The organism is Aquipuribacter sp. SD81, assembly GCF_037153975.1.
Lineage (GTDB): Bacteria > Actinomycetota > Actinomycetes > Actinomycetales > JBBAYJ01 > Aquipuribacter.
This window is the reverse complement of the sequence record NZ_JBBAYJ010000035.1, coordinates 1-24,564: the sequence shown is the minus strand read 5'-3', so window position 1 is coordinate 24,564 and position 24,564 is coordinate 1. Positions and strand designations below refer to the sequence as shown.

Annotated in this window: 21 protein-coding genes, 1 pseudogene and 1 riboswitch; of the genes and pseudogenes, 6 read left to right on the top strand and 16 right to left on the bottom strand. The window is 76.4% G+C overall.

The window, feature by feature from the left end; genetic code table 11:
• Positions 1 to 190: pseudogene (locus WAA21_RS16605) on the top strand (septation protein SepH); the annotation flags it as partial.
• A gap of 12 nt (positions 191 to 202) precedes the next feature.
• Here WAA21_RS16605 and WAA21_RS16600 read toward each other — a convergent pair.
• From WAA21_RS16600 to WAA21_RS16585, 4 genes are all read right to left on the bottom strand, one after another.
• A complete protein-coding gene (locus WAA21_RS16600) occupies positions 203 to 976 on the bottom strand; it encodes a thymidine kinase (RefSeq protein ID WP_336923959.1) in 774 nt (257 codons plus the stop codon).
• A gap of 11 nt (positions 977 to 987) precedes the next feature.
• Positions 988 to 2,139, bottom strand: coding sequence for an alkaline phosphatase family protein (locus WAA21_RS16595; RefSeq protein ID WP_336923958.1), 1,152 nt, complete (start codon positions 2,137 to 2,139; stop codon positions 988 to 990).
• On the bottom strand, positions 2,136 to 2,801 hold the full coding sequence (locus tag WAA21_RS16590; protein ID WP_336923957.1) for a DUF5998 family protein: 666 nt from the start codon (positions 2,799 to 2,801) through the stop codon (positions 2,136 to 2,138). Before WAA21_RS16590 ends, WAA21_RS16595 begins: the two co-directional genes overlap by 4 nt.
• Positions 2,802 to 2,888: 87 nt before the next feature.
• Positions 2,889 to 5,582, bottom strand: a complete 2,694-nt coding sequence (locus tag WAA21_RS16585) for a bifunctional acetate--CoA ligase family protein/GNAT family N-acetyltransferase (RefSeq protein ID WP_336923956.1) — start codon at positions 5,580 to 5,582, stop codon at positions 2,889 to 2,891.
• 91 nt (positions 5,583 to 5,673) lie between these two features.
• On the opposite strand from WAA21_RS16585, the gene WAA21_RS16580 reads away from it, so the two are divergent.
• Together WAA21_RS16580 and WAA21_RS16575 are read left to right on the top strand one after the other, a co-directional pair.
• Entirely contained in the window at positions 5,674 to 8,148 is a 2,475-nt protein-coding gene (locus WAA21_RS16580; RefSeq protein WP_336923955.1) for a DNA gyrase/topoisomerase IV subunit A, read from the top strand.
• Positions 8,145 to 9,254, top strand: coding sequence for a sucrase ferredoxin (locus WAA21_RS16575; protein ID WP_336923954.1), 1,110 nt, complete (start codon positions 8,145 to 8,147; stop codon positions 9,252 to 9,254). The genes WAA21_RS16580 and WAA21_RS16575 overlap by 4 nt, the downstream gene beginning before the upstream one ends.
• A 48-nt stretch (positions 9,255 to 9,302) precedes the next feature.
• Here WAA21_RS16575 and WAA21_RS16570 read toward each other — a convergent pair whose 3' ends face one another.
• Positions 9,303 to 10,298, bottom strand: coding sequence for a GNAT family N-acetyltransferase (locus WAA21_RS16570; RefSeq protein ID WP_336923953.1), 996 nt, complete (start codon positions 10,296 to 10,298; stop codon positions 9,303 to 9,305).
• 47 nt (positions 10,299 to 10,345) lie between these two features.
• Entirely contained in the window at positions 10,346 to 12,496 is a 2,151-nt protein-coding gene (locus WAA21_RS16565) for a DNA gyrase/topoisomerase IV subunit B (protein ID WP_336923951.1), read from the bottom strand.
• A 153-nt stretch (positions 12,497 to 12,649) separates the two neighbouring features.
• On the opposite strand from WAA21_RS16565, the gene WAA21_RS16560 reads away from it, so the two are divergent.
• Both WAA21_RS16560 and WAA21_RS16555 read left to right on the top strand, forming a co-directional pair.
• A complete protein-coding gene (locus WAA21_RS16560; protein ID WP_336923949.1) occupies positions 12,650 to 12,895 on the top strand; it encodes a DUF7455 domain-containing protein in 246 nt (81 codons plus the stop codon).
• Positions 12,896 to 12,995: 100 nt separating this feature from the next.
• Positions 12,996 to 13,502, top strand: a complete 507-nt coding sequence (locus WAA21_RS16555; RefSeq protein ID WP_336923948.1) for a DUF456 domain-containing protein — start codon at positions 12,996 to 12,998, stop codon at positions 13,500 to 13,502.
• A 19-nt stretch (positions 13,503 to 13,521) separates the two neighbouring features.
• Here WAA21_RS16555 and WAA21_RS16550 read toward each other — a convergent pair whose 3' ends face one another.
• The 5 genes from WAA21_RS16550 to WAA21_RS16530 form a co-directional block, all read right to left on the bottom strand.
• Positions 13,522 to 14,643, bottom strand: coding sequence for a hypothetical protein (locus tag WAA21_RS16550; RefSeq protein WP_336923947.1), 1,122 nt, complete (start codon positions 14,641 to 14,643; stop codon positions 13,522 to 13,524).
• Positions 14,644 to 14,701: 58 nt separating this feature from the next.
• Positions 14,702 to 15,949 carry a hypothetical protein gene (locus WAA21_RS16545; protein ID WP_336923946.1) on the bottom strand — a complete coding sequence of 416 codons (1,248 nt, stop codon included), beginning with the start codon at positions 15,947 to 15,949 and terminating at the stop codon, positions 14,702 to 14,704.
• A gap of 165 nt (positions 15,950 to 16,114) precedes the next feature.
• Entirely contained in the window at positions 16,115 to 17,848 is a 1,734-nt protein-coding gene (locus tag WAA21_RS16540) for an RNA polymerase sigma factor (protein ID WP_336923945.1), read from the bottom strand.
• Positions 17,849 to 18,050: 202 nt separating this feature from the next.
• Entirely contained in the window at positions 18,051 to 18,629 is a 579-nt protein-coding gene (locus WAA21_RS16535) for an HhH-GPD-type base excision DNA repair protein (protein ID WP_336923944.1), read from the bottom strand.
• Positions 18,630 to 18,687: 58 nt separating this feature from the next.
• On the bottom strand, positions 18,688 to 19,077 hold the full coding sequence (locus WAA21_RS16530; RefSeq protein ID WP_336923943.1) for a universal stress protein: 390 nt from the start codon (positions 19,075 to 19,077) through the stop codon (positions 18,688 to 18,690).
• Positions 19,078 to 19,192: 115 nt separating this feature from the next.
• Here WAA21_RS16530 and WAA21_RS16525 point away from each other — a divergent pair, with 115 nt between their 5' ends.
• Complete coding sequence (locus WAA21_RS16525) at positions 19,193 to 19,756, top strand: NUDIX domain-containing protein (RefSeq protein WP_336923942.1); 564 nt, start codon at positions 19,193 to 19,195, stop codon at positions 19,754 to 19,756.
• Here the strand turns inward: WAA21_RS16525 and metX are convergent.
• From metX to WAA21_RS16500, 5 genes are all read right to left on the bottom strand, one after another.
• Positions 19,736 to 20,932, bottom strand: coding sequence for a homoserine O-acetyltransferase MetX (metX, locus tag WAA21_RS16520; RefSeq protein ID WP_336923941.1), 1,197 nt, complete (start codon positions 20,930 to 20,932; stop codon positions 19,736 to 19,738). The genes WAA21_RS16525 and metX overlap by 21 nt on opposite strands.
• Positions 20,933 to 20,937: 5 nt before the next feature.
• Positions 20,938 to 22,254, bottom strand: a complete 1,317-nt coding sequence (locus WAA21_RS16515; RefSeq protein ID WP_336923940.1) for a bifunctional o-acetylhomoserine/o-acetylserine sulfhydrylase — start codon at positions 22,252 to 22,254, stop codon at positions 20,938 to 20,940.
• Positions 22,255 to 22,392: 138 nt separating this feature from the next.
• Positions 22,393 to 22,505: riboswitch (SAM riboswitch) on the bottom strand.
• A gap of 82 nt (positions 22,506 to 22,587) precedes the next feature.
• Positions 22,588 to 23,100 (bottom strand): hypothetical protein, encoded by a 513-nt coding sequence (locus tag WAA21_RS16510; RefSeq protein WP_336923939.1) that lies wholly within the window; start codon positions 23,098 to 23,100, stop codon positions 22,588 to 22,590.
• Positions 23,085 to 23,840, bottom strand: a complete 756-nt coding sequence (locus tag WAA21_RS16505; RefSeq protein WP_336923938.1) for an RNA polymerase sigma factor — start codon at positions 23,838 to 23,840, stop codon at positions 23,085 to 23,087. Before WAA21_RS16505 ends, WAA21_RS16510 begins: the two co-directional genes overlap by 16 nt.
• A 179-nt stretch (positions 23,841 to 24,019) precedes the next feature.
• Positions 24,020 to 24,564: DUF4192 family protein (locus WAA21_RS16500; RefSeq protein ID WP_336923937.1), on the bottom strand; the 545-nt coding region annotated here is incomplete at its 5' end.

Here is a 24,564-nt window from a genome sequence, read left to right as displayed (position 1 = left end):
CCGGGTGCCCGAGCCCGCCGGCGCGCGGGACCGGGCGGAGGCCCGCGGGACCCGGCCGGGCGAGCGCCCCGACGGCCGTCCGTCGCCGGACGCGCGTCCCGACGCGGCGGCCGACCGCCGCTCGCGCCGCCGTCGCACCGCGGTCCCCAGCTGGGACGAGATCGTGTTCGGGGCCAAGCGCGACGGCTGAGACCGGGGTCCCTCAGCCGGTCCGCGGTGGCTCTGCGCCCGGTGCGTCGACGAGGTCGAGGCCCGCCGCCTGCAGCTGGGCGACGGGGTCGATGGGGCACGAGTCCGGCGTCGCCGCGGACCACGGCAGCACGTCCGGCGACAGGCTGCCCGCCCGGGCGGCGGAGGCGGTCATCCGCCGCATGAAGTGGCGACGGCACAGCACCTCGTAGGCGACCGCGCCCGTGTCCGGCACCGGCCGGTGCTGCTCGCCGGCGTCGGTGACGTCGCCCACGACCACCTGGTCGCCCTCCACGACCATGCGCCCGTCGAGCGTGCGGGCGTTGTGCGTGCCGCGCCGCCCGCACCAGCACAGCGCGGCGACCTGCAGCACCTCCACCCGGTCCGCGAGCTCGACGAGGCGCTTGGAGCCGGGGAACAGCCGGGCCCGGAAGTCGCTGGTGATGCCGAAGGCGAACACGTCGACGTCGAGCTCGTCGACCACGCGCGCCAGCTGGTCGACCTGCTCCGGGGTGTAGAACTGCGCCTCGTCGCACACGAGGTAGTCGGTGCGCCGGCCGGCCAGCCGCTCCTCGACGACCGCCTGCCACAGGTCGGTCGAGCCCGTCACCTCACGCGCCTCGCGCGACAGCCCGAGGCGGCTCGACACGCGGCCGTGCCCGGCCCGGTCCTGCATGGAGAACAGCAGGCCGGCGAGGCCCCGCGCGGCGCGGGTGTGGTCCAGCTGCAGCGCGAGGGTGGACTTGCCGGAGTCCATCGTGCCGCAGAAGAAGACGAGCTCCGCCACGACGGGCGACGCTACCGCGCGCGCGGCGGCAGCAGCCGCAGCAGAGGGACGGCGGTCTCCACGTCGGTGAGCGAGCCGTGGTGGCCGACCATCTGCAGCACGCCCGGGGTGTCCCGCTCGCGGTCGACGACCGCGAGGTCGCCGTGGGCGGCGACGAGGACGTCGCCGACCCGGGCGAGGACGTCGGGGGCCGGCTCGCCGCCGAACCAGCCGGCCGCGATCGCCTGCCCGACGGTCGCGACGGTGCCCCGCTCCCCCACCACGTCGGCCCACGCGGCGGCCACACCCTCGGCCGAGCCCGGCTCGGTGCGCAGCTGCACGAGGCGCGGCTCGCCGGCCACGGCCCGCACCCCGGTGCGCAGGTGGGGGTGGTCGGCCACGTCGAGCCGCGACGACGGGGGGCAGTCGACCATGCCGTGGTCGGCGGTCACGAGCACGACGGCGTCGTCGGGCGCGAGGCGCCGCAGCCGGGCGAGGCCCGCGTCGATGCGCTCGAGCTCACCGGCCCACTCGTGCGAGCCGCAGCCCCGGGCGTGACCGGTCTTGTCGACGTCGCCCCAGTACATGTTGACCATGGCCCGCGGGCCCGCCCGCAGCGCCCGCGCCGCCGCCTCGACCCGGTCCTCGAGGCTCTCGGCGGCGACGTACGAGGGCCCGCGCAGCGCGGCGCGCGTCAGGCCGGAGGCCTCGAACTGGCGCGGGCCGACCATCAGGACGGGGACCCCCGCCGCGCGCACGCGCTCGAAGACGGTCGGCAGCGGCTGCCACCGCAGCGGGTCGAGGTCGGCCGGCCACGTGAGGTGGTTGACGACCTCGTCGGTGCCGGGTCGGAAGCCCTGGTAGCCGACTACGCCGTGGCGGGCGGGGTGGCAGCCGGTGCCGAGCGTGGCCAGCGCCGTCGCCGTCGTCGACGGCACGGTCGTGCGCAGCTCGCGCGGCGCGCCCTCGGGCTGCTGGGCGGTCGCCCGCCGCAGGAAGGGCGCGTGGCCGCCCCGCTCGGCGAGCAGCCGGGCGCCGAGGCCGTCCACGAGCACCGTGCAGACGCGCGGCCACCGCCCGAGGCGGAGCCCCGCGTCCTCCTCCCAGCCCTCGACGCCGAGGGCACCGGCGACCCCCGGGAGCAGGCGGGCGAGCGACGGCGCCGGGCAGGCCGGGTCCGTCACCGGCCCGACGTGGCCGCGGACAGCGCCCGGGCGAAGCGGAGCGCGCCGTCGACGGCGTCGTGACCCTCCGCGTCGGCGCTCACCCGCAGCGACAGGTCGTCGCCGGTCACGCTGCCGGTGTAGCCGTGGTCGGCGTCGCACTCCGGGTCCGCGCAGCCCGCGGGCTCGAGGTCGACCCGGCTCGCGATGCCCCACGCCACACCGAGGGTGACCTCGCGCGGCAGCCCGCCGGGCCGGTAGCGCTCGGGACGGTCGACGACGTGGGTGACGACGACCCCGGTCACCCGGTCGATCGGCACGGCCTCCGTGCTCGCCATCGCGTAGGTGGCCCCGGCGTCGACGGCGCGCACGGTCTCGGGGTGCCCGGGCGGCGTCGCCCGGTCGTCGCGCTCGCTGTGGTCGTCGGCGTGGGCGACGATGAGCCGCGTCGGCGTGAGGACGAGGACCGTCACGTGGCGGCGGACCTGGTCGCCCTCGTCGAACGTGGTCTCCGGGTGCACGAAGTGCTCGAGGGCCTCCTCGCCCGCCAGCGCGACGCGCACGACGTCGGCGACGACGGCCGGGTAGTACCCGGCGCGCTCGACGTCGCGCACGAGGTCCGCGGGCAGCCCGTCCGCCGGGCCGTCGGGACGACGAGGACCGCGGTGTCGGGTGTCACGCACCCGGGCATCCTGCCACCGACCCGTGGGCCCCGGCACGCGGCCGCCGCGGCTGTGGACGACCGGCCGGGTGCACGGGTGCCGACGACGTCACGGGACGGCCAGCAGCGCCCGGCGCGGCCCGTCCGCGCGCGGTGTCGGGGGCGGGGCGACCCGCGCGGTCGCGTCGAGCACGGCGACGGCGTCAGTGCCCGCGTGGACCGGCTGCAGCCGCAGGGAGGCGACCTGCGGGAGGTCCTCGGCGAGCAGGGACACCCGCGCGACGACGTCCTCGAGGGCGTCGACGTCGACGCGGGGCCGGCCGCCGTGACCGAACAGCCGGGGCGCGGCCCGCACCCCGCGCACGAGGTCGTGCACGTCGCCCGTGGTGAGCGGCGGGATGCGGTGGGCGACGTCGCCGAGCAGGTCGATCGCGTCGCCGGCGAGCCCGAAGGAGACGATCGGGCCGAACAGCGGGTCCTCCGCCGTCGTGACGACCGTCGAGACCCCCCGTCCGGCCATGTGCTGCACGAGCAGGACCGGCGGGCCGTCGCCGGCGGCGCCCGGGTCGGGGCGGGCGCCGAGCTCGGCCTGCATCTCGGCGACGTCCGCGCGCAGCTCCGCCTCGTCGGCGATGCTGAGCCGGATGCCGCCGGTGTCGAGACGGTGCCGCAGCGTGGCGGCCTTGAGCACGACCGGGTAGCCGAGCCCGGCCGCGGCCGCCGCCGCGCCGTCGGCGTCCTGCACCTCCACGGTCCGCCACACCTCGACGCCGTAGCAGGCGAGCAGCGCGACGACCTCCTCGCGCGCGAGGTCGCGCCCCTCGGGGGCGTCGGCGAGCACGTCGGCCACGAGGCGGCGGGCGGCACGCCGGTCCACGCCCGGCGGGTCGACGAGCGGGCCGCTGTCGCGCCGGCGCCACTCCGAGTACCGGACGACGGCGGCGAGCGCGCGCACCGCGTCCTCCGGCAGCGGGTAGGCCGGCACGGCGGCGAGACCGTCGTGGGGCGAGCCGACGAGGCGGGGACCGACGAAGCAGGCGACCGTCGTGCGACCGGAGCCGTGGGCCGTCCGCTGCAGCGCCAGCTGCACGTCCTCCGAGCCGGTCTGCAGCGGCGGGATGAAGCTCGCGACGACCGCGTCGACGTCCGGCCGCGCGTACACCTCCTGAAGCGCCGCGGCGAACTCCTCGGCGTCGGCCTCGGAGCCGACGGCGACCGGCTCGCCCGCCAGCGGCAGGCCCCACGAGGCGCACGCGTCGGCCGCGAGGGCGTTGAGGGCCGGGGAGTTGCCGACCACCGCCACCCGGTCCCCGCCCGGCAGGGGCTGGTGCAGCGCGACCTGGGCGACGTCGAACATCTGGTGGAGGTTCTCGGTCCGGATGACGCCGGCCTGCCGGAGCATGGCGTCGAAGGCGGCGGGCGGCGCGTCGGAGCGTCGCACCTCGTGCCCGGGCGGCACGCCGTACCCGCTCACCCAGCTCTTGACCACGACGGTCGGCTTGACGCGGGCGAGCTGCCGCGCGATGCGGGAGAACTTGCGCGGGTTGCCGACGCTCTCCAGGTACAGCCCCACGACGGCTGTGCGGGGGTCGTCGAGCCAGTACTGCATGGCGTCGTTGCCCGACACGTCGGCGCGGTTGCCGGCGGACAGGAAGGAGGAGATGCCGAGCCCGCGCCGGTCGGCGCTGGCGAGGACGGCCACCCCGAGCGCGCCGGACTGGCTGAACAGGGCCATGCCGCCCGCGGCCGGCAGCCGCGGTGCGACGCTGGCGTTGAGGCGCACCTCGGGGTCGGTGTTGATGATGCCGAAGCTGTTGGGTCCCACGAGGCGGATGCCGGCGGCCCGCGCGAGCCGCAGCACCTCGTGCTGGCGGGCCACGCCCTCGGGGCCGGCCTCGGCGAACCCGCTGGAGACGATGACGGCGCCGCGGACGCCGAGGTCGGCGCACTGCGAGACGACCTCCGGCACCGAGGCGGCCGGCACGGTGACGACGGCCAGGTCGACCGGGCCGGGCACCTCCTCGACCGCGTTGTACGCGCGGGTGCCGCCGAGCTCGAGCGCCTCCCGGTTGACGACGTGGACCGGTCCGGCGAAGCCGCCCTCGATGACGGCGCCGAGCAGGCGGGCCCCGAAGGACGAGGTGTCGCGGCTCGCGCCGACCACGACGACGGAGCGCGGGCTGAGCAGCGAGCGCATGCTGAGGGACTCCGCCCGGTGCTCGCGGGCCGCCCGCACCGCGATCGACCGCTCGGTCGGGTCGATGTCGAACCCGACGGAGATGACGCCGTCGTCGAGGTGGTGCGACACCTGGTAGCCCGCGTCGCGGAAGACCGCGAGCATGCGCTGGTTGGCCGGCAGCACGTCGGCCTCGAAGCGCGTGACGCCGTTGTCGCGCGCCGCAGCGGCGAGGTGCTCCAGCAGCACCGAGCCGATCCCGCGGCCCTGGTGGGCGTCGGAGATGTTGAAGGCGACCTCCGCGACGCGGCCCCCGCCCGGGCCGCGCTCGTCGACGACGTCGTAGCGGCCGATGCCGACGATCTCGTCGCGCACGGTCGTGACGAGGGCGACGCGGCGGTCGTGGTCGACGGTGACGAAGCGGTGGAGGTCGGCGGCGCTGATGCGCGGCATGGGCGCGAAGAAGCGGAAGTAGATGCTCCGGGGGCTCTGCGCGGCGTGGAAGCGCTCGATGCGGGGGGCGTCGTCGGGGCGGATCGGCCGGACGTGCGCGACGCTGCCGTCGCGCAGGACGACGTCGGCCTCCCAGTGCCCCGGGTAGGCAGCGGTGGGGTCGGGCTCGTCCACCCACCCGACGCTACCGGCCGTCCCGCGCCGCCGTCCCGCCGTGCCGTCGTGCCGCCACGGGCTGCGCGCGGGCGTCTGCGACGATCGGGCGGTGAGCCCGACCCGACGCACGCGCGAGGAGCCCGGTGCTCCGGACCCCGACGACATCGGCACGGTCGTCGACATCGACGTCGAGGACGAGATGCAGGGCGCGTTCCTCGAGTACGCGTACTCCGTCATCTACTCCCGGGCCCTGCCCGACGCGCGCGACGGCCTCAAGCCGGTCCAGCGGCGGATCGTCTACCAGATGGCCGACATGGGGCTGCGGCCCGACCGCCCGCACGTCAAGAGCGCGCGGATCGTCGGGGAGGTCATGGGCAAGCTCCACCCGCACGGCGACGGGGCGATCTACGACGCGCTCGTGCGGCTCGCGCAGCCGTTCACCATGCGCCTGCCGCTGGTGGACGGCCACGGCAACTTCGGCAACCTCGACGCCGGCCCGGCCGCCGCGCGCTACACCGAGGCGCGCCCGTCGCCGGCCGCGCCGCTGCTGACGGCGAGCCTCGACGAGGACGTCGTCGGGACCGTCGACAACTACGACGGCTCGCTGCAGCAGCCGGAGGTGCTGCCCGCGGCGTTCCCCAACCTGCTCGTCAACGGCGCGAGCGGCATCGCCGTCGGCATGGCGACGAGCATGCCGCCGCACAACCTCGGCGAGGTCGTCGCGGCCGCCCGCCACCTCGTGCGCCACCCGCGGGCGAGCCTCGCCGAGCTCGCCCGGTTCGTGCCCGGGCCGGACTTCCCCACCGGCGGCATCGTCGTCGGGCTCGACGGGGTCCGCGAGGCCTACGAGACGGGCCGGGGGTCGTTCCGGGTGCGGGCGCGGGTCGAGGTCGAGGCCGTGACGGCCCGGCGCAAGGGGCTCGTCGTGACCGAGCTGCCGTACGGCGTGGGCCCGGAGCGGCTCGTGGAACGCATCTCCGAGGCCGTCAAGAGCCGCAAGGTCGACGGCATCGCCGCCCTGCAGGACCTGTCCGACGGCCGGCAGGGGCTGCGCGTGGTCGTGGAGCTGAAGTCCGGCTTCGACCCCGACGCGGTCCTCGCGCAGCTGTACCGGCTCACGCCGCTCGAGGAGTCCTTCAACGTCAACAACGTCGCGCTCGTCGACGGCCGGCCCCGCACGCTGGGCCTGCGCGAGCTGCTCGAGGTGTACGTCGGGTTCCGCCTCGACGTCGTGCGCCGCCGCACCGCGCACCGCCTCGCCGTCGCCGAGCACGAGCTGCACCTCGTGGAGGGCCTGCTCGTCGCCGTCCTCGACATCGACGAGGTCATCCAGGTCATCCGCTCCAGCGACGACGCCGGCACCGCGCGCGAACGGCTCATGTCCGTGTTCGACCTCACGCAGGTGCAGGCCGAGCACATCCTCGAGATGCGGCTGCGGCGCCTCACGCGCTTCTCCACCCTCGAGCTCGAGCAGCGTCGCGACGAGCTCACCGAGCGGATCGGGCGGCTGCGGGAGCTCCTCGGCTCGGAGGACGCGCTGCGGGGGACCGTCGCCGACGAGCTCGACGCCGTCGCGGCGGAGCACGGCACCCCACGGCGCACCGTCCTGCTGGAGGGCGACGTGCCCGCGCAGCGGGGCCGGGCCGCCGCGGCCGACCTCGAGGTGCCGGACACGCCGTGCCGCGTGCTGCTGGGCGCGACGGGCCTGCTCGCCCGCACCGCCGACGACTCGGCGCTCGTACGGCCGCAGGGCCCGCGCGAGCGCAGCCGGCACGACGTGCTGCGCGCGGCCGTCACCACGACGAGCCGCGCGCACGTCGGCGTCGTCACGAGCACCGGACGCTGCGTGCGGCTGCCGGTCGTCGACCTGCCGGCCCTGCCCCCGACCGCCGCGCCGGTGTCCCTGTCCGGCGGGGTGTCGGTGAGCGAGTCGGCGGGGCTGGCCGCCGGCGAGCACGTCGTCGGGCTCGTCCCGCTGGCGGACGGCGCGGGTCTCGCGCTCGCCACGGCGCGCGGCGTGGTGAAGCGGGTCGTGCCGGACGTGCCCCCCGGGCGCGAGGAGTGGGAGGTCGTGCGGCTCGGCGACGGCGACGAGGTGGTCGCGGCCTTCGCGTGCGGCGACGACGACGAGCTCGTGCTCGTGTCAGACGACGCCAGCCTGCTGCGCTTCCCCTCCTCGGCGGTCCGCCCGCAGGGTCGCGGCGCGGGCGGCATGGCGGGCATCCGCCTCGCGGCCGGCGCCCGCCTGCTGACGGCCGTCGCCGTCCCCGCGGGTGCCGAGGGCCACGTCGTCGCGACCGCCGCCGGACCGTCCGGGGCGCTGCCCGGCAGCCCCGCCACCTCGGTCAAGGTGAGCGACCTCGCGCTGTACCCGGGCAAGGGCCGCGGTACCGGCGGTGTCCGCTCCCACCGCTTCCTCAAGGGCGAGGACGTCCTCGTCGGGGCGTGGGTCGGTCCGGGTCCGGCGCTGGCGTCGGGCGCGACCGGCACCGCGGTCGCGATGCCGGAGCCCGACCCGCGCCGCGACGCGTCCGGCACCCGGCCGGGCGGCACCGTCGTGCTGCTCGGCGGGGTGCCGTCGTGACGGGGCACCTCGACCCGGTCGACGGCCGGGTCGAGGACCGCTCGGGCGGCGACGGCGCCGTGCGCTGCAGCGTGCTCGCCGCGCAGGAGCACGAGCCGGTGGAGGCGACCGCGCCGCACGCGGTCGCGTGGGTCGGCGTCGTCGTCCCGGGGTCCTGGCCCCAGGACGCGCTCGAGCGGCTGCCCGAGCCGGTCGCCCGCGCCCTGGCGGCGGCGCCGGGGGTCCGCCCGGTGCTGCTGCGACCGGTCGGCCGCAGCGGGGGCGGGTCGGCCCTGGCGGGGGTCGTCGCCGGCTCCTCCGGCGAGGCGGTCCGCACCCCGCCGGAGGACGGCGTGGCGCTCGTCCTCGCGGGGACGGTGCCGGGCCGGTCGTGGCTGCGGCTCGTGCCGGAGCCCGAGCGCGAGGCGGCCCTGACGGCCCTGGGCGACCCCGGTGGTCACGCGCTCGGCGAGCTCGCGCTCGGACGCGACCCGGGACTCGGTCGCCGCGAGCAGCGCCCGGCGGTCCTCGTGTGCACCAACGGCGCCCGCGACGTGTGCTGCGCGCTCAGCGGCCGGCCGGCCGCCGCCCTGCTGCGCGACCGGCTGCGGGAGGGTGCCGGGGGCCTGCTGCGGCGCCGGCGCGCGCGGGCGCTGGTGTGGGAGTCCTCGCACCTCGGCGGGCACCGCTTCGCCCCGACCGCCGCGCTGCTGCCGTCGGGGATGCTGCTCGGCGGTCTCGGCCCCGCACCGGAGCGGCTCGGCGACGCCGTCGACGAGGTCCTCGCGGGCCGGACGGTCGCCGACGGCTACCGCGGCCGCTCCACCTACCTCCCGCCGGAGCAGGCGGCCGAGGCGGCGGTCCGGCGGCACCTCGGGGTGACCGGAACGTCGGCCGGCCCCGACGACGTGCGCGTCGACGGCAGCGAGCCCCACCCCGACGGCGCCGACGGCGCGCGGCTCGTCTTCGTGCGCCACAGCGCCGGACGCACGTTCCGCGTCCGGGTCGAGCGGCACGTGACCGACGCGCTCCGGCCCGCCTCGTGCGGGGCGGACCCCACGCCCGTGGTCGTGTGGGAGACCGAGGTCGACGCCGACGCCCAGACGGGTGCGTGGCTCGGCGTGTGACCCCGGTGGGGGTACACCGCCGACACGCACCTCTGCACGGTCGGGGCCTCAGAGGTCGAGGACCCAGCTCGTCTCGCGTCCCCGGACCTCGTAGCCGAGGCCGGTGTACAGCGCCAGCGCCCTCGGGTTGTCCACGTCGACGCCGAGCCCGGCGTACTGCAGGCCCTCCGCGGCGTAGCGCCGCATGGCGTCGAGGAGCAGCCAGCGCCCGAGGCCGCGGCCGCGGTGCGCCTCGGCGACACCGAGCAGGTCCGTCCAGCCCTCGGTGAACCCCTGCGCCTCCCAGTCGTCGGGGAAGGTGCCGCTCATCTGGTAGGCGACGACCTCGCCGCCCTCGGCGAGCACGGCGCACGACAGGTCGGGGCGGCGGCCGTGGCCGGTCACGGCCCGCCGGCGCCAGTCGTCGGGCTCGAACGGCTCGCTGCCCCAGTGCCCGGCGAAGGCGTCGTTGTGGGTCCGGCGCACGCGGTCGAGGAGGTCGGTGTCCCCGGCCTCGGGGGTCACGGCCCGCAGCCCCGCCGGCAGGTCGGTCTCGGGCAGGGGCCGGGCGAGGTCGCGCCGCATCGACGTGTACCAGCGGCGCGCCTCGAACCCGGCGGCCCCGAGCAGGCGGTTCCTGTCCGCGAGGTGGTCCTCGGCGAAGGTGCGCAGGAACACCGGCCGGTCCCCGCGGGCGCCGTCGGCGAGCCGCTCCCTCCCCCGCTCCACCTGCCAGCCGAGCAGGGCACGTCCGACGCCCTGCCCACGGTGCGGGGGCGCGACGGCGCCGAACAGGAACGCCTGCCGGGTGCGGACCTGCCCCGGGCGGTCGATCACCTGCGCGTACGCCCGGACGGCGCCGGTGTCGTCGACGGCGACGAGGCCGTCGGTCGCGGCGTCCCACCACGGGGTGTCGTACTGCTCCTCGACGTCGGCGAGGGTCTCGCGCTCCTGGGGGCGGTCGACGTCGTAGGACTCGACCATGACCCGGTGGACGCCGGGGGCGTCCTCGCGCGCGCTCGGTCGGAAGGTCAGCCCCGCGACGGGGCTCGGGATGCCGGCCACGGGGGCTCACCCTGGCAGGCGGGGCACCCCGGCCGCACCCGGGTTTCTCAGGCGTCGATGCGGTCGCGGTCGAGGCGGTCGGCCTCGGTGACGATGAAGTCCTTGCGCGGGGCGACCTCGGAGCCCATGAGGAGCTCGAAGACCCGCTCGGCGGCCTCGGCGTCCTGCACGCGGACCCGGCGCAGCGTCCGGTGCCGCACGTCCATCGTCGTCTCCGACAGCTGGTGGGCGTCCATCTCGCCGAGGCCCTTGTAGCGCTGCACGGGCTGCTTGACCGTCCTGCCCCTGCGCTCGGCCTCCCGCACGACGCGGGCCAGCTCGGCGTCGGAGTACGTGTAGCGGACCTCCTTGCCCTTCCCGCTGCCGACCTCGACGCGGTGCAGCGGCGGCACGGCCGCGTACACGCGCCCCGCGTCCACGAGCGGGCGCATGTAGCGGAAGAACAGCGTGAGCAGCAGCGTGCGGATGTGGGCACCGTCGACGTCGGCGTCCGTCATGATCACGATGCGGCCGTAGCGGACGGCGTCGAGGTCGAACGTGCGCCCCGACCCGCCGCCGATCACCTGGATGATGGAGGCGCACTCGGCGTTGCGGAGCATGTCCGCCACCGACGCCTTCTGGACGTTGAGGATCTTGCCGCGGATCGGCAGCAGCGCCTGGAACTCCGAGCTGCGGGCGCTCATGGCGGTGCCGAGGGCGCTGTCGCCCTCGACGATGAACAGCTCGCTGCGCTCGACGTCGTTGCTCCGGCAGTCCTTGAGCTTGGCCGGGAGGCTCGAGGACTCCAGCGCGTTCTTGCGCCGCTGGTTGTCGCGCTGCACGCGCGCGGCCACCCGGGCCCGCATCTCCCCGACGACCTTGTCGAGCAGCGCCGCCGCGGGTGCCTTGTGCTCCCGCTTGGTGCTCGTCAGCAGCTCCGTGAGCTCGCGCTCGACGACCTTCGCGACGATCTGCCGGACCGCGGGGGTGCCGAGCACCTCCTTGGTCTGCCCCTCGAACTGCGGCTCGGGCAGCCGGACGGCGACGACGGCGGTGAGGCCGGCGAGGACGTCGTCCTTCTCGACGCGCTCCGAGCCGTCCTTGGCGGCCACCTTGAGGCGGCGGGCGTTGGCCTGCACCTGGGCGCGGACCGTCCTGAGCAGCGCCTGCTCGAAGCCCGCGAGGTGGGTGCCGCCGTGGGGGGTGGACACGACGTTGACGAACGAGCGGACCGTCGTCTCGTAGCCGGTGCCCCACTGCAGGGCGACGTCGACCTCGCACACGCGGTCGACCTCGCGCGACTCCAGCCGCCCGGTCGCGTCGAGGACGGGGACGGTCTCGGTGAACTCGCCGGCGCCCTGCAGGCGCCACGTGCCGGCGACGGCCTCCCCGCGGGCCAGGTAGTCGACGTACTCGCCGATCCCGCCGTCGAAGCGGAACTCCTGGCGCCAGGGGCCGTCACCCGCGGCGTCGCCCGCCCCGCCGTCCTGGACCCGCTGGTCGGTGACGGCGAGCGTGAGGCCGGGCACGAGGTGGGCGGTCTGGCGCAGCCGGCCGACCAGCCCGTCGCGCTCGAAGCGGGCGCCCTTGACGAAGACCTGGGGGTCCGGCCAGAACCGCACCCGCGTGCCGGTGCGCGCCCTCGCCACCTTGCCGGTGACCGCGAGCCGCGACGCCTCGGTGAAGGGTGCGAAGGGCGAGTCCGGCGAGGGCCCGCCCGCGTCGGTCCACTCCCCCGGCTCCCCGCGCCGGAACCGCATGGTGTGGGTGCGCCCGCCCCGGTCGACCTCCACGTCCAGGCGCGCCGACAGCGCGTTGACGACGCTCGCGCCGACGCCGTGGAGGCCGCCGGAGGCCGCGTAGGAGGCGCCGCCGAACTTCCCGCCGGCGTGCAGCTTCGTGTAGACGACCTCCACCCCGCTCAGGCCGGTCCGCGGCTCGGTGTCGACCGGCACTCCGCGTCCGTCGTCGCGGACCTCCGCCGAGCCGTCGTCGTGCAGCAGCACGTCCACGCGCGTGGCGTGCCCGGCGAGCGCCTCGTCGACGGAGTTGTCGATGAGCTCCCACAGGCAGTGCATGAGGCCGCGGGTGTCGGTGGAGCCGATGTACATGCCGGGGCGCTTGCGGACCGCCTCCAGGCCCTCGAGCACCGACAGGTGGCGGGCGTTGTACGACGGCTCGTCGGCTCCTGCGCGGCGGCGGGTCGTCGTCTCGGACACCCCGCCACGGTACCGAGCGTCACCCGGACGGCCGCCGTCCCACACCGTTTCGCCGCCAGCGGAACGGATGTGCCGCGGGAACGCCCGGAGAACGGGCATGGTTGAGGAGTACGACAGCCCACCCCGAGATCCACGAGCCACACCCCGGGTGCCATGTGCATCCGTCTCCCCGCGAAGGGCGGTACCCACGACATGACGACGATGACGGCCCCGGCCCTGAACGCCGCCGACCGCTGCGACCGCTGCGGCGCGCAGGCCTACGTCAAGGCAGTCCTGCCCGGCGGCGGCGAGCTGCTGTTCTGCGGCCACCACGGCCGGCAGTTCGCCCCGACCCTCGAGGCGCAGGGCGCCGAGGTCCACGACGAGACGACGCGGCTGACCGAGGACCCGGTCGGCTGAGCCGAGGCGGCCCGCGAGGCCGCGACACCACCGCGACAACCGCACGAGGGGCGCCCCGGTACGACCGGGGCGCCCCTCGTCGTGCGTAGGGTGGCGTGCCGTGGCCGGTGTCGCGGATCTGCTCGACCCGAGGGAGTGGGTGGTCGCGGCCGCGCTCGTCGCGATGGTCGTGGGGCTCGTAGGGATCGTCGTCCCCGTGCTGCCCGGGCTCGCCCTCGTCAACGCCGCCTTCCTCGGCTTCGCCCTGTACGAGCGCGACGCCTGGGCGTGGACCGGCCTCGCGGTGTCGCTCGCGCTGTGGGCCGCCGCGGCGGTGCTGCAGTACTACGTGCCGGGGAAGCGGCTGCTCGCGGCGGGCATCCCGTCGTGGGTGCTGCTGGTGGCGGGGCTCGCGGGCGTCGTCGGGTTCTTCGTCGTGCCCGTGCTGGGGCTGCCGCTGTTCTTCGTCGGCGCCGTCTACCTCGTGCAGTCCTACCGCGCCCGCCACCTCGGCCGCTCGCTCGGCTCGACGTGGCAGGCGGTGGTCGCCGTCGTCACGTCGCAGGCGATCGAGCTCGCGGCCGGGGTGGCGGGCGTCGTGCTGTTCGTGGTGGTCGTGCTCGTCTGAGCGGGCGGCGTCGCGGGCCTCAGCAGCCGGGTCCGACCCGGACGGTCCCGAGGACGGGCTGCGGCCCGGTGATCGAGGCGCCCGTGCCCGGTACGAGCACCTGCTCGCGGCGCGGGGACAGCACGACCGGCTCGCCGTCCACCTGCCAGTCCACCGACAGCCCCTGCGACCAGAACTGCCCGAGGTACGACGTGGTGAGGCCGGGGACGGCGGCCCGCAGGGCCTCCGGGTCGTCGCCGACCGCGAAGCCGGCCTCGTGACGGCCGCGGTCCACGGCGACCGCGACGACGACCCCGTCGCGCAGCACGACGTAGGCGAGGCCGGGCTCGTGGTCGGACAGGACGAGCTCGCAGCCCTCCCCCGTGACGCCGTCGTCCTGCAGCTGCACGTCGTGCGGCACCTCCCCGAGCGTGCTGCCGAGCCGCAGCCGTCCCCAGCCGGCGGCGCCCACCTCCGGCAGCCCGTGGACCTCCCGCTCCAGCACCGCCTCGTGCGCCTCGGGGCAGCCCGCGGCGGCGTCGGTGCTCACCCGCACGTGGTCGACGCGCCCGTCCCCCGTGGTGTCGGTGAAGCCGACGCGGACGTCGGGGCGTGGTCGGCTCCACGCGACGTCGACGACCTGCGGCGCCTCCTGCCACGGCACCGGCACGCGGACGCGGCCCCACAGGACACCCTCGACCCCCTGCAGGTCGGCGAGGGGGTCGCCCGGGCCGGGCCCGAGGAACGAGGCGCCGTCGCCCACGCGGTCGTCGACGTCGACGGCAGCGACCTGGCGGCCGTACAGCCAGCCGGTGACGCCCTGACCGGGCCCGGTGTCGGCGAGGCCGGGCGCGATGCGGACGCAGCCGTCGGAGTTGCGCCAGCGCTCGACGACGAAGCCCGCCGCCACGACCTCCTCCGCGCTCATGCCGAGGCGCAGCCCGTCGATCCCGTCGGGACGGACGACGACGCGACCGTCGGCGCGGGGCGTCGGCAGCGACGACGGCGGCGGCACCGAGGCCTCCGCGCGGGCGGCCTCACGCGCCGCGTCGATGGCCTCGCCGTCGACGGCGGTCACCGAGCGCGCGAGCAGCACGGCCGCGAGCAGCCCGAGCGCGACCGCGAGGGCGACCACGCGGCGGGGCGCTGACGACGACGTCACACCTCAGGGTCGCACGCGACCTGCGGCTCGGCCGGGGCCGGGCCGTCGTCGGGTCCGTTCAGCACACCCACGGGTCCTGCCCCGCCTCCCGCCGAAGCAGGACGCTGAGCGAGTCGGCCCGGAGCTCACCACCCGGCACGATCGCGCCGGCCTCCGGCACGGCGCGGTGCTCGGGGAACAGCGAGACCTCCAGGACCGTCGTCTCGAGGTGGACGTAGGCCAGCTGCATCGCCTCGACCATCGTCCGCTCCGCCGTGCTGCCGGTGGGGGCCAGGTGGGGGCTCGTGGTGGTGGCCGCGCCGAGCGGGGAGGCAAGGAGCTCCGCGGCGGTCGAGCCGCTGCCGACGTCGTCGACGAGCCGGAACGCCGTGCCGACGTGCAGCCGGGTCACCACGCCGTCGTGCGACACGACGTGGTGGCGGCCGCCCTCCGCGGTCCACCAGCGGCAGCCGCCGGCGTCGGGCAGCTCGTCCTCCTGCGGCTGGAGGACGCCCGCCGCGGCGAGCGCGTCGGCGTCCGCGCCGACCTGCACGCCGGCGACCGAGCCGTCGGCTCCGACCAGGGTGACCTCGTCGTCGGTCCGGCCCTGCCACTGCTGCGTCGCCTCGCGCGTGCACGCGGCGCCGGCGGCGGAGCGGAGCTCGAGGCTCGTGACCCGCCCTGCTGCTTCCTGCCCCGCCTCGGTCGACCACGACTGCGCGTCCGCGGCGACCAGCTCGGTGCCGCCGCCCCGTAGCGGGACCCGCACGACGGTGACGGGCGGCTGGTCCGGCCACGGCCGCTCACGGGTGGTGCGGGCTCCCGGCAGCTCGGCCGCGACCTCGATGGGCGAGCCGATGGTGACGCCCGCCCAGGAGCGGACGCCGTCGAGCGCCTGGGCCGGCGGCGACCACGCCTGCAGGCGGACCGACTCCACGGTGCCGTCGACGAGCCACGCGCGGACCTCGAGGTCCTGCACCAGCCGGTTGAGGGCCTGGGCGTCGGCCTCCTGGTCCCCTTCCTCCGGGGCCGCCCGCACCTCGCCCCACATGACGTCCGGGACCACGTAACCGCAGGCGGTGCGGTCGGGCGTGACGAAGGCCTCCGGGACGGTACGGGTGCCCGGGCCGGGCGCCGCCCCCAGCCGGAGGGTGGGCAGGCCGTTCGCGCTCAGGAGCACGGGGTCCGGCCCGTCGTCCTCGGTGGCCGAGGCGCTCGGGGTCGGCGCCGCCTCCGCGCGGGCGGCGGCCAGGTCGTCGGCGTCGACCGCGGTCCCGCCGCGCACGAGCACGACCCCCAGCGCCACCGCGGCCGCGGTCCCCACCACGGCCGCCGTCCTGCTCCGTCGCACCACGAGCCCCCTGACGTCGGCGTCCCGGGGTCGAGTGTGCCACCCGGGCGGTCGTCGCCGACGGGACCCCCGCAGACGACGGAGGCCCGTCACCCTCGCGGGTGACGGGCCTCCGTGGTGACGCGTGCCAGGTGCTGGTGATCAGTCCAGGTAGTCGCGCAGGACCTGCGACCGGCTGGGGTGGCGCAGCTTCGACATCGTCTTCGACTCGATCTGCCGGATCCGCTCGCGCGTGACGCCGTACACCTTGCCGATCTCGTCGAGCGTCTTCGGCTGGCCGTCGGTGAGCCCGAAGCGCATGCTCACGACCCCCGCCTCGCGCTCGGACAGGGTGTCGAGCACCGAGTGCAGCTGTTCCTGCAGGAGCGTGAAGCTCACGGCGTCCGCGGGCACGACGGCCTCGGAGTCCTCGATGAGGTCGCCGAACTCGCTGTCGCCGTCCTCGCCGAGCGGGGTGTGCAGCGAGATGGGCTCGCGCCCGTACTTCTGCACCTCGACGACCTTCTCCGGCGTCATGTCGAGCTCGACCGCCAGCTCTTCCGGCGTGGGCTCGCGGCCCAGGTCCTGGAGCATCTGCCGCTGCACGCGGGCGAGCTTGTTGATGACCTCGACCATGTGGACCGGGATGCGGATGGTCCGCGCCTGGTCGGCCATGGCACGGGTGATCGCCTGCCGGATCCACCACGTGGCGTACGTGGAGAACTTGTAGCCCTTGGTGTAGTCGAACTTCTCGACCGCGCGGATGAGGCCGAGGTTGCCCTCCTGGATGAGGTCGAGGAACAGCATGCCGCGGCCGGTGTAGCGCTTGGCCAGGCTGACGACGAGGCGCAGGTTGGCCTCGAGCAGGTGGTTCTTGGCCCGCCGGCCGTCCTCGGCGATCCACCACAGCTCGCGCTTGACGCGGCTGTCGAGGGGCTCGGCGTCGTTCGTCAGCCGCTCCTCGGCGAACAGGCCCGCCTCGATGCGCTTGGCGAGCTCCACCTCCTGCTCGGCGTTGAGGAGCGCGACCTTGCCGATCTGCTTGAGGTAGTCCTTGACCGGGTCGGCGGTCGCGCCCGCCTGCACGACGGTCGGCGCGGGGTCGTCGTCGTCCTTCGTCGTGAGGACGAAGGCCTCGGCGGCGGCGGTCGCCGGGCCGGGCGTGCCCGTGGCCGGCGTCGCACCGTCCGCGGGCTCGTCGTCGCCCGCGTCGTCCGCGGTCTCGGGCGCCGCGTCGTCGGTGGAGTCGTCGGTGGAGTCGTCGGTGGAGTCGTCGCTGGAGTCGTCCGCGGCCTCGTCGACCTCGCTGAGGTCGGGCTCGACGTCGGTCGGCAGGTCCTCGTCGGCGACGGACTCGTCCGTGCTCGCGGCCTCGGTCGTGCCCGCGGCCGACTTCGCCGCACCCTTGGCCGGACCGGCGCCGCCGGCGGCCTTCTTGGGGGCGGCCTTCTTCGCCGCCGCCTTCTTCGGGGCCGCCTTCTTGGGGGCCGCCTTCTTCGCGGCGGCCGTGGTGCCGGCCACCGGCGCGTCCTCGTCGTCCAGCACCGCGGTGCCCGCGCCCCGTGCGCGTGTCTCCATGCTGACCACCGTCCCGTCGTCGATCGTCGCCGTCGTCGAGGGGGTGCGTGTGCGCGCGGCGGCGACGGCCTTGCGGCTGCGGCGCGCCGTGGGCAGCTGCTGCAGCGCCCCGCCGATCGCCCCCATGTCCAGTCCCGCCGACACCAGGTCGGCCATCACCGCCTTGATGCGGGCGGCGGGCACCTGGGCCTCCACCACGACGTCGCGCAGGTGGTGGGCCTGGACCGGCTCACCACCCCCGATGCGCTCGCGCATGCGCTCGAGCGCGGGGTGGCGCAGGATCTCCTGCAGGGAACGGTTCTCGTGCTCCGACGACACGCACAGCCCTTCGTCGACTACGGTCAAGGGGGATCAAGGAGGATCTGGAGCCGTCCGGTGACCGCGACGACCAGCGCCTATCATTGTAGTCCCCGACCGCGGCCGGGGAGCACAGCAGCGGCACCTGCGACGCGTCCGCGTCCGGCTGCCTGTCCCTCGTCTCGCTGTCGTCAACGGTCCCGCCGGGCCGTCTGTTCCGCGCTCAGCCGCGGGCCGCGGCCTTCCGCTGCTGCTTGAACTCCCGCACCCGGGCGGTCGAGGCCTCGTCGACGACGTCGGCGACCGAGCGGTGCACGCCGTCCTCGCCGTACTCACCGGCCGCCTCGCGCCACCCGTCCGGGCGCACCCCCAGCTGCTTGCCGAGCAGCGCGACGAAGATGCGCGCCTTCTGCTCGCCGAAGCCCGGCAGGGCCCTCACCCGGCGCAGCAGGTCCGGCCCGTCGGCCGCGTCGACCCAGATCCGGGCGGCGTCACCGCCGTGGTCGTCGACGACGGCCCGGGCGAGGTCCTGCAGGCGACGGCCCATGCTGCCGTGGTAGCGGTGGACGGCCGGCGGACCCGCCATGAGCGCGGCGAGGTCCGCCTCGGGCAGCGCGGCGAGCACGGCCGGGTCGAGCCGGTCCGGTGCTCCCGGCAGCCGGCTGCGGATGCGCTCGGGCCCCGCGAAGGCGGTCTCCATGCGGATCTGCTGGTCCAGCAGCATCCCGACCAGCAGCGCGAACGGGTCGCGGCTGAGCAGGGCGTCGGCGGCGTCGTCCTGGGTGAGGTGCAGCTGCGGCACGCAGGCAGTGTGCCGCAGCCGTGCGCGGTCGTCAGGTCGTGACGGCCGTGGCGCGCCGTCAGGCGCGGACGTCGTCGCCCTTGACCGCGAGCACGGGGCACGTCGCGTCGAGCAGGATGCGCTGCGCGTTGGAGCCGAGGATGAGCTTGCCCACCGGCGAGCGGCGGCGCAGCCCGATGACGATCACGGTCGCCTCGACCTCCTCCGCGACGGCGAGGAGGTCGTCGGCCGGGTCCGCGCTGCGCGGCAGGTGCCGCACCTCGTAGGCGAGACCGTGCTCGTGCAGCCGCGCGGTGTAGGGCTCCAGGTCCTGCTGCACGGCCTCGGTGGTGTCCTCCTTGCTGCTCACCACCACGAGCCGTGCGCCGTGGCGCGCCGCCGCGTCCACGCCGTGCGCGAGAGCCGCACGGCCCTCACGGCTCGGCAGGTACCCCACCACGACGGCCATGCCACCTCCTGCTACCGGTCACCGCCGGGCCGGCGGACGGACGTTGTCGACGGACGCCGTCACCGTATCGGTCCCGCCCCCCTGCCGCCGGACGGGCCGCGCGTACGCTCCCGGTGTGGCGTGGCGGGACGGCGACGGTTGGGTCGCCTGCCGCTGCGGCCGCCGCCACTGGGGCCGGCACGGTGCCGCGGGCCTCGTGCTGCTGCGCCCCGCCGGACCCCGCGCCGGCGCGGCGACGTCGTCGCACGTCCTGCTGCAGCACCGCGCCCGATGGGTGCACGACGGCGGCACGTGGGCCGTGCCGGGCGGTGCACGCGACAGCCACGAGGACGTCGTCGCGGCGGCGCTGCGCGAGGCCGCGGAGGAGGTCGGCGTCGAGCCGGCCGACGTCCGGGTCGCGGCGACCCTCACGGGGACCGACCACGTCGACTGGCGCTACGACTACGTGCTCGGGCTCCTCGCGCCCGGCGCGCGGCTCGGGGACGGCAACGAGGAGACCGAGGCGCTCGCGTGGCGCCCCCTCGCGGCGGTGCCCGAGCTGCCGCTGCACGCCGGGCTGGCCCGCGACTGGGGCCGCGTGGCGGGACTGGCCGAGCGGCTGCTCACCGCTGCGGGAGCCGGCGAGCCCGGTGACGGGTTCGGGGACGGGCTCGGGGGCTCAGGGCACGCAGGTCGCTGAGGCGTCGGTCGCCGGGTGGGGGTCGAGCACGTCGGCCGGGCCGCCCCCGGGCGCCTCGGCCGACGAGTCGGCGAGGACGTCGGCGAGCAGGCGCGAGACCTGGGCGGTCTCGACGAGGAAGCCGTCGTGGCCGTAACGCGACCGCACGACGACGAGCCTCGCCCCGGGCACGTGCCGGGCGAGGTGCTCCTGCTGCTCCAGCGGGTACAGCCGGTCGGAGTCCACGCCGGCGACGGTCGTGCGCGCCCGGACGCGGGCGAGCGCGGCCTCGGTGCCCCCGCGACCCCGGCCGACGTCGTGCCCGTTCATCGCCCGGGTGAGGACGACGTAGCTGCCGGCGTCGAAGCGCCGCGCGAGCTTGCCGGCCTGGTGGTCGAGGTAGGACTCCACCGCGTAGCGGCCGCCGGTCAGCGGGTCCTCGCCGGGCTGCGCGTCGCGGCCGAAGCGGGTGTCGAGCTCCCAGCGGGACCGGTAGGTGGCGTGGGCGATGCGCCGCGCGACCCCCAGTCCGGTGACCGGACCGGCGTCGGGACCGTCGTGGTAGTCCCCGCCGCGCCACGCCGGGTCGCCGGTGACGGCCGCCAGCTGCGGCGCCGCCCACGCGATCTGGTCGCCGGAGGCGGCGGCCGTGCTCGCGAGGACCGCGAGCCGCTCGACCCGCCCGGGCAGCCCGACCGCCCACTCCACGGCCCGCATCCCGCCCATGGAGCCGCCGACCACGAGCGCCCACGTCCGCACGCGCAGGTGGTCGGCGAGCCGGGCCTCGACCGCCACCTGGTCGCGCACGGACACGGCGGGGAACCGGCTGCCCCACGGCCGTCCGTCCGGGGCGGGCGTGGCGGGGCCGGTCGTGCCCTGGCAGCCCCCGAGCACGTTGGGCGCCACGACGAACCAGCGGTCGGTGTCGACCGCGAGCCCGGGACCGACGACGCCCTCCCACCAGCCGGGCGAGGCGTGCCCCGGGCCGGCGGGACCGACGACGTGGGAGTCGCCGGTGAGGGCGTGCAGGACGAGGACCGCGTTGCTCACGTGGCCGCCGGCGTCGAGCCGGGGCTCGCCCCACGTCTCGTAGGCGACCCGGACGCCAGGCAGCGTGCCGCCGTGCTCCAGGTCGACCGTCCCGACGTCGAGGAAGCGCCGTGCGCCGACCGGGTCCCCGTCCTGCCAGGCCGCCACCGTCCTCAGGCGCCCTTCGCCGCGCGGAAGCCCGCCTCGAGGTCGGCGAGGATGTCGTCGAGGTGCTCGAGGCCGACCGACAGCCGGACGAGACCGGGAGTCACGCCGCTCGCACGCTGCTCCTCCACGCTCAGCTGGCTGTGCGTGGTGGAGGCGGGGTGGATGACGAGGCTGCGGACGTCGCCGATGTTGGCGACGTGGCTGTGCAGCTCCAGCGCCTCCACGAAGCGGCGGCCGGCCTCGACGCCGCCGGCGACCTCGAAGGCGAGGACGGAGCCGGACCCGCGCGGGGCGTACTTCGCGGCGCGCTCGTGGAAGGGGCTGCTGGGCAGCGACGCGTAGGCGACCCGCTCGACCTCGTCACGGGCCTCGAGCCACTCCGCGACGGCGCGGGCGTTGTCGACGTGCCGCTCCATGCGCAGGCTGAGGGTCTCCAGGCCCTGCGCGACGAGGAACGCGTTGAACGGGCTCACGGCGGCGCCGATGTCGCGCAGCAGCTGCACACGCGCCTTGAGGACGTAGGCGAGGTTCGCCCCCAGCGCGCTGCCGACACCGAGGTCGCGGGCGTAGACGAGCCCGTTGTAGCTGGGGTCGGGCGTGTTGAACTGCGGGAAGCGCTCCGGGTCGGCGGCGTAGTCGAAGCGCCCGCCGTCGACGATCACACCGGCGATGGCGGCGCCGTGCCCGCCGAGGAACTTCGTCGCCGAGTGCACGACGACGTCCGCGCCCCACTCCAGCGGCCGGATGAGGTACGGCGTCGCGACGGTGTTGTCGACCACCAGCGGCACGCCCGCGTCGTGCGCGACGGCCGCGACGCCCTCGATGTCGAGCACGTCCTGGTAGGGGTTGGAGATCGTCTCGCCGAAGAACGCCTTCGTGTTCGGGCGCACCGCGGCGCGCCAGCTGTCGAGGTCGTCCGGGTCCTCGACGAAGGACACCTCGATGCCCATCTTCGGGAACGTGTAGTGGAAGAGGTTGTACGTGCCGCCGTACAGCCGCGGGCTGGACACGACGTGCCCGCCCGCCTCGGCGAGGTTGAGCAGGGCGGTGGTCTCCGCGGCCTGCCCGCTGGCGAGCAGCAGGGCCGCCGCGCCGCCCTCGAGGCTGGCCACGCGCTGCTCCACGGCGTCCTGCGTGGGGTTCATGATGCGCGTGTAGATGTTGCCGAACTCCTTCAGCGCGAAGAGGTTCTCGGCGTGGCTCGCGCTGTCGAAGACGTACGACGTCGTGGCGTAGATCGGCAGGGCGCGGGCGCCGGTGGCGCTGTCCGGGCTCTGGCCGGCGTGGATCTGGCGGGTCTCGAAGGACCACGAGCTGCTCACGGGTGCTCCTCACTCGCGCGGCCGCGGGTCCTCCGGCGGCGGCGCGTGACGGTTCGGGGGTGGGTGGGGCGGGGACGAGGGCGGCGCTCAGCCGGGACAGCTCGTCATGCGGACCTCCCACGAACCCGGGGCCGCACGGGCCCGCGCTTGCCGCCACCGGTCCGTGACGGCCTGGTCCTCACCCGGGGCACCCCACCGCGGAGGAGGGTTGCCGACCAGCGAGCCGGGGCTTGACGCTGGTGCTCATGACCTGCCGCGAGGGTACGGCACACGCGCCCGCGCGAGCCACCTGCCGTATCGCGGGACGGGACGGCAGGTGCCGTCCCCGCCGCCTCAGAGGGTGAGGGCGGGCGTCACGACCCCCGTGGCGACGCGGCCGCCGTCGGCCCCGTCGGACCCGGTGCTGGCGAGGACCAGCTGCAGGTGCCCGGGCGGGACCCGCTCGAGGGTGAAGCGGCCGGTCTCGTCGCACTGCTGCTGCGTCGAGCCCTCCGACGTCCGGACCTCGACGGACCGGCGACCACCCGGGGCGACCCAGCCGTCGACGCGGAAGCCCCCGTCGACGTCGCTGATGGCGAGCATGACCGTGAGCGTCCGGCTGCCGAAGGTGACGGTCCGGACGTCGTCGCCGCGGCCGCCCGCGCCGACGAGGCTCTCCTGCTGCAGCCGCATGAGCTCCACGTCGAGGTCGCGGGTGAGGTGCTCGACCTCCAGCGCGAAGCGGACGCGCCCGGCGAGGCCCGGCGGCGGCGGGTCGAGGCGCTCCCACATGTCGCGCAGACCGACCAAGAGGTCGGCGTCCTCCCGCCCGCCCGGGCCGGCCGGCGGGCTCACGTCGTCGCCCATGTCGACTCCTCCCCCAGCTGCTCCCGCAGCTTCTTCAGGCAGCGTCCGCGCGTCGGCCCGATGCTGCCCACCGGCATCGCGAGGTCGACCGAGAGCGCGGCGTAGTCCGGCCGGTCCGAGAAGGCGATGACCCGCAGCAGGCGCTGGCAGCGGTCGGACAGCGTCGCGACCGCCGACCACAGCCGTCGCGCCCGGTCGTCGTCCTCCACCTGCGCGGCCGGTCCGGGTCGCGGGTCGGGCGCGGCGAGCAGCACGGGCTCGGGGTCCTCGACGGCCCGCCGGGCGGCTGCGGCGGCCCGGGCCGCGTCGCGGCGCACGGTGACGAGCAGCCACGCGAGCACCGCCTGGGGGTCGCGCAGGTGGTCGCGGCGGCGGGACAGGGCCAGCCACGCGTTCTGGACGACGTCCTCGGCGACGTCGCCGTCCAGGCGGTAGGCCCGTGCGGTGTGCCACAGCAGCGGGGTGAGGAGGGCGACGAGCTCGTCGCACGCGCCCGGCTCGCCCCGGCACCACGCGCGCAGCAGCCCGGCGGCCTGGTCGGCGAGGCGGTGCCGGGACCCCGACGCCGCGTCCCCGCGGTCCGCGGACGCGGCACCTGCGCCGGTGCCGCCCTCGGTCGTCCCGTCGGCCCGCGCGGTCGTCGACTGCTCCGGGACGAGGACGACCGTGAGGTCGTCCGGTGCCGTCCCCGGAGCTCCCACCCTCGCCGAGGTCGGTCGGGTGCTCGGTGTCTCGACCACGCTCGTCGCCTCCGTCCGTCCGGTCCCGCGCCCGTCGCCGGGGCGCCGTCCCTGCCTGCGCCGGAACGCTAGACCCGGCGGGGCGCCGTCGACCAGGGACCGCCGCGACCGTCGTGCGGTGTCCCGGGTGGCAGGAGCACCCGACGACGACCCTGATACAGCCGGTGCCCGACCCCGTGTCATGCCGCGCTGCCGCCGAGGCCGCGGCGCGCGGCCCGTGGACCCAGACCGTGCTCGAGGCAACCGAGGACGAGCGCGGCCAGGCGCACGCCCGGGTCGTCGTCGAGCGCCCGCTCGGCGAGCACGAGCGCGCGGGTGCCGTCACCGCAGCCCCAGGCCAGCCACGCGTGACCCGCGAGCACGACCGCGCGCTCCGGCGGCGGCAGCAGGGCGGCCATCGGGCGCAGCACGTGGCCCGCGACCTCCAGCGACCGGGGGTCGCAGCCGGCGGTGACCTCGTCGAGGGCCTCCTCGGTCCGGCGGCCCGCGAGCAGGTCGTGCGCCGCGCCGGCCCCGGCGGACGTGAGGCCGGCCAGGCACGCGTCGCGGAGCCCCGGGTCGCCCCGCCACGCGGTGGCGAGGCGCCCGGCGAGCACCGGTGGGGGCGGGTCGGGCAGCGTGCGCAGCCACTCTCCGAGCAGCCGCGTGCGCCCGGGCCAGCGACCCGGGGCCGTCGCGCCCGAGCGCCGGGCCGCGATGGCCTCGGCGCAAGTCGGAGGCCAAG

What these genes read in the sequence shown, in the direction of transcription:
- WAA21_RS16530 (WP_336923943.1), bottom strand. Translation starts at nt 19,077, where the DNA reads ATGGCCGTCGTGGTGGGGTACCTGCCGAGCCGTGAGGGCCGTGCGGCT.
- WAA21_RS16560 (WP_336923949.1), top strand. Translation starts at nt 12,650, where the DNA reads ATGTGCATCCGTCTCCCCGCGAAGGGCGGTACCCACGACATGACGACG.
- WAA21_RS16510 (WP_336923939.1), bottom strand. Translation starts at nt 23,100, where the DNA reads ATGGGCGACGACGTGAGCCCGCCGGCCGGCCCGGGCGGGCGGGAGGAC.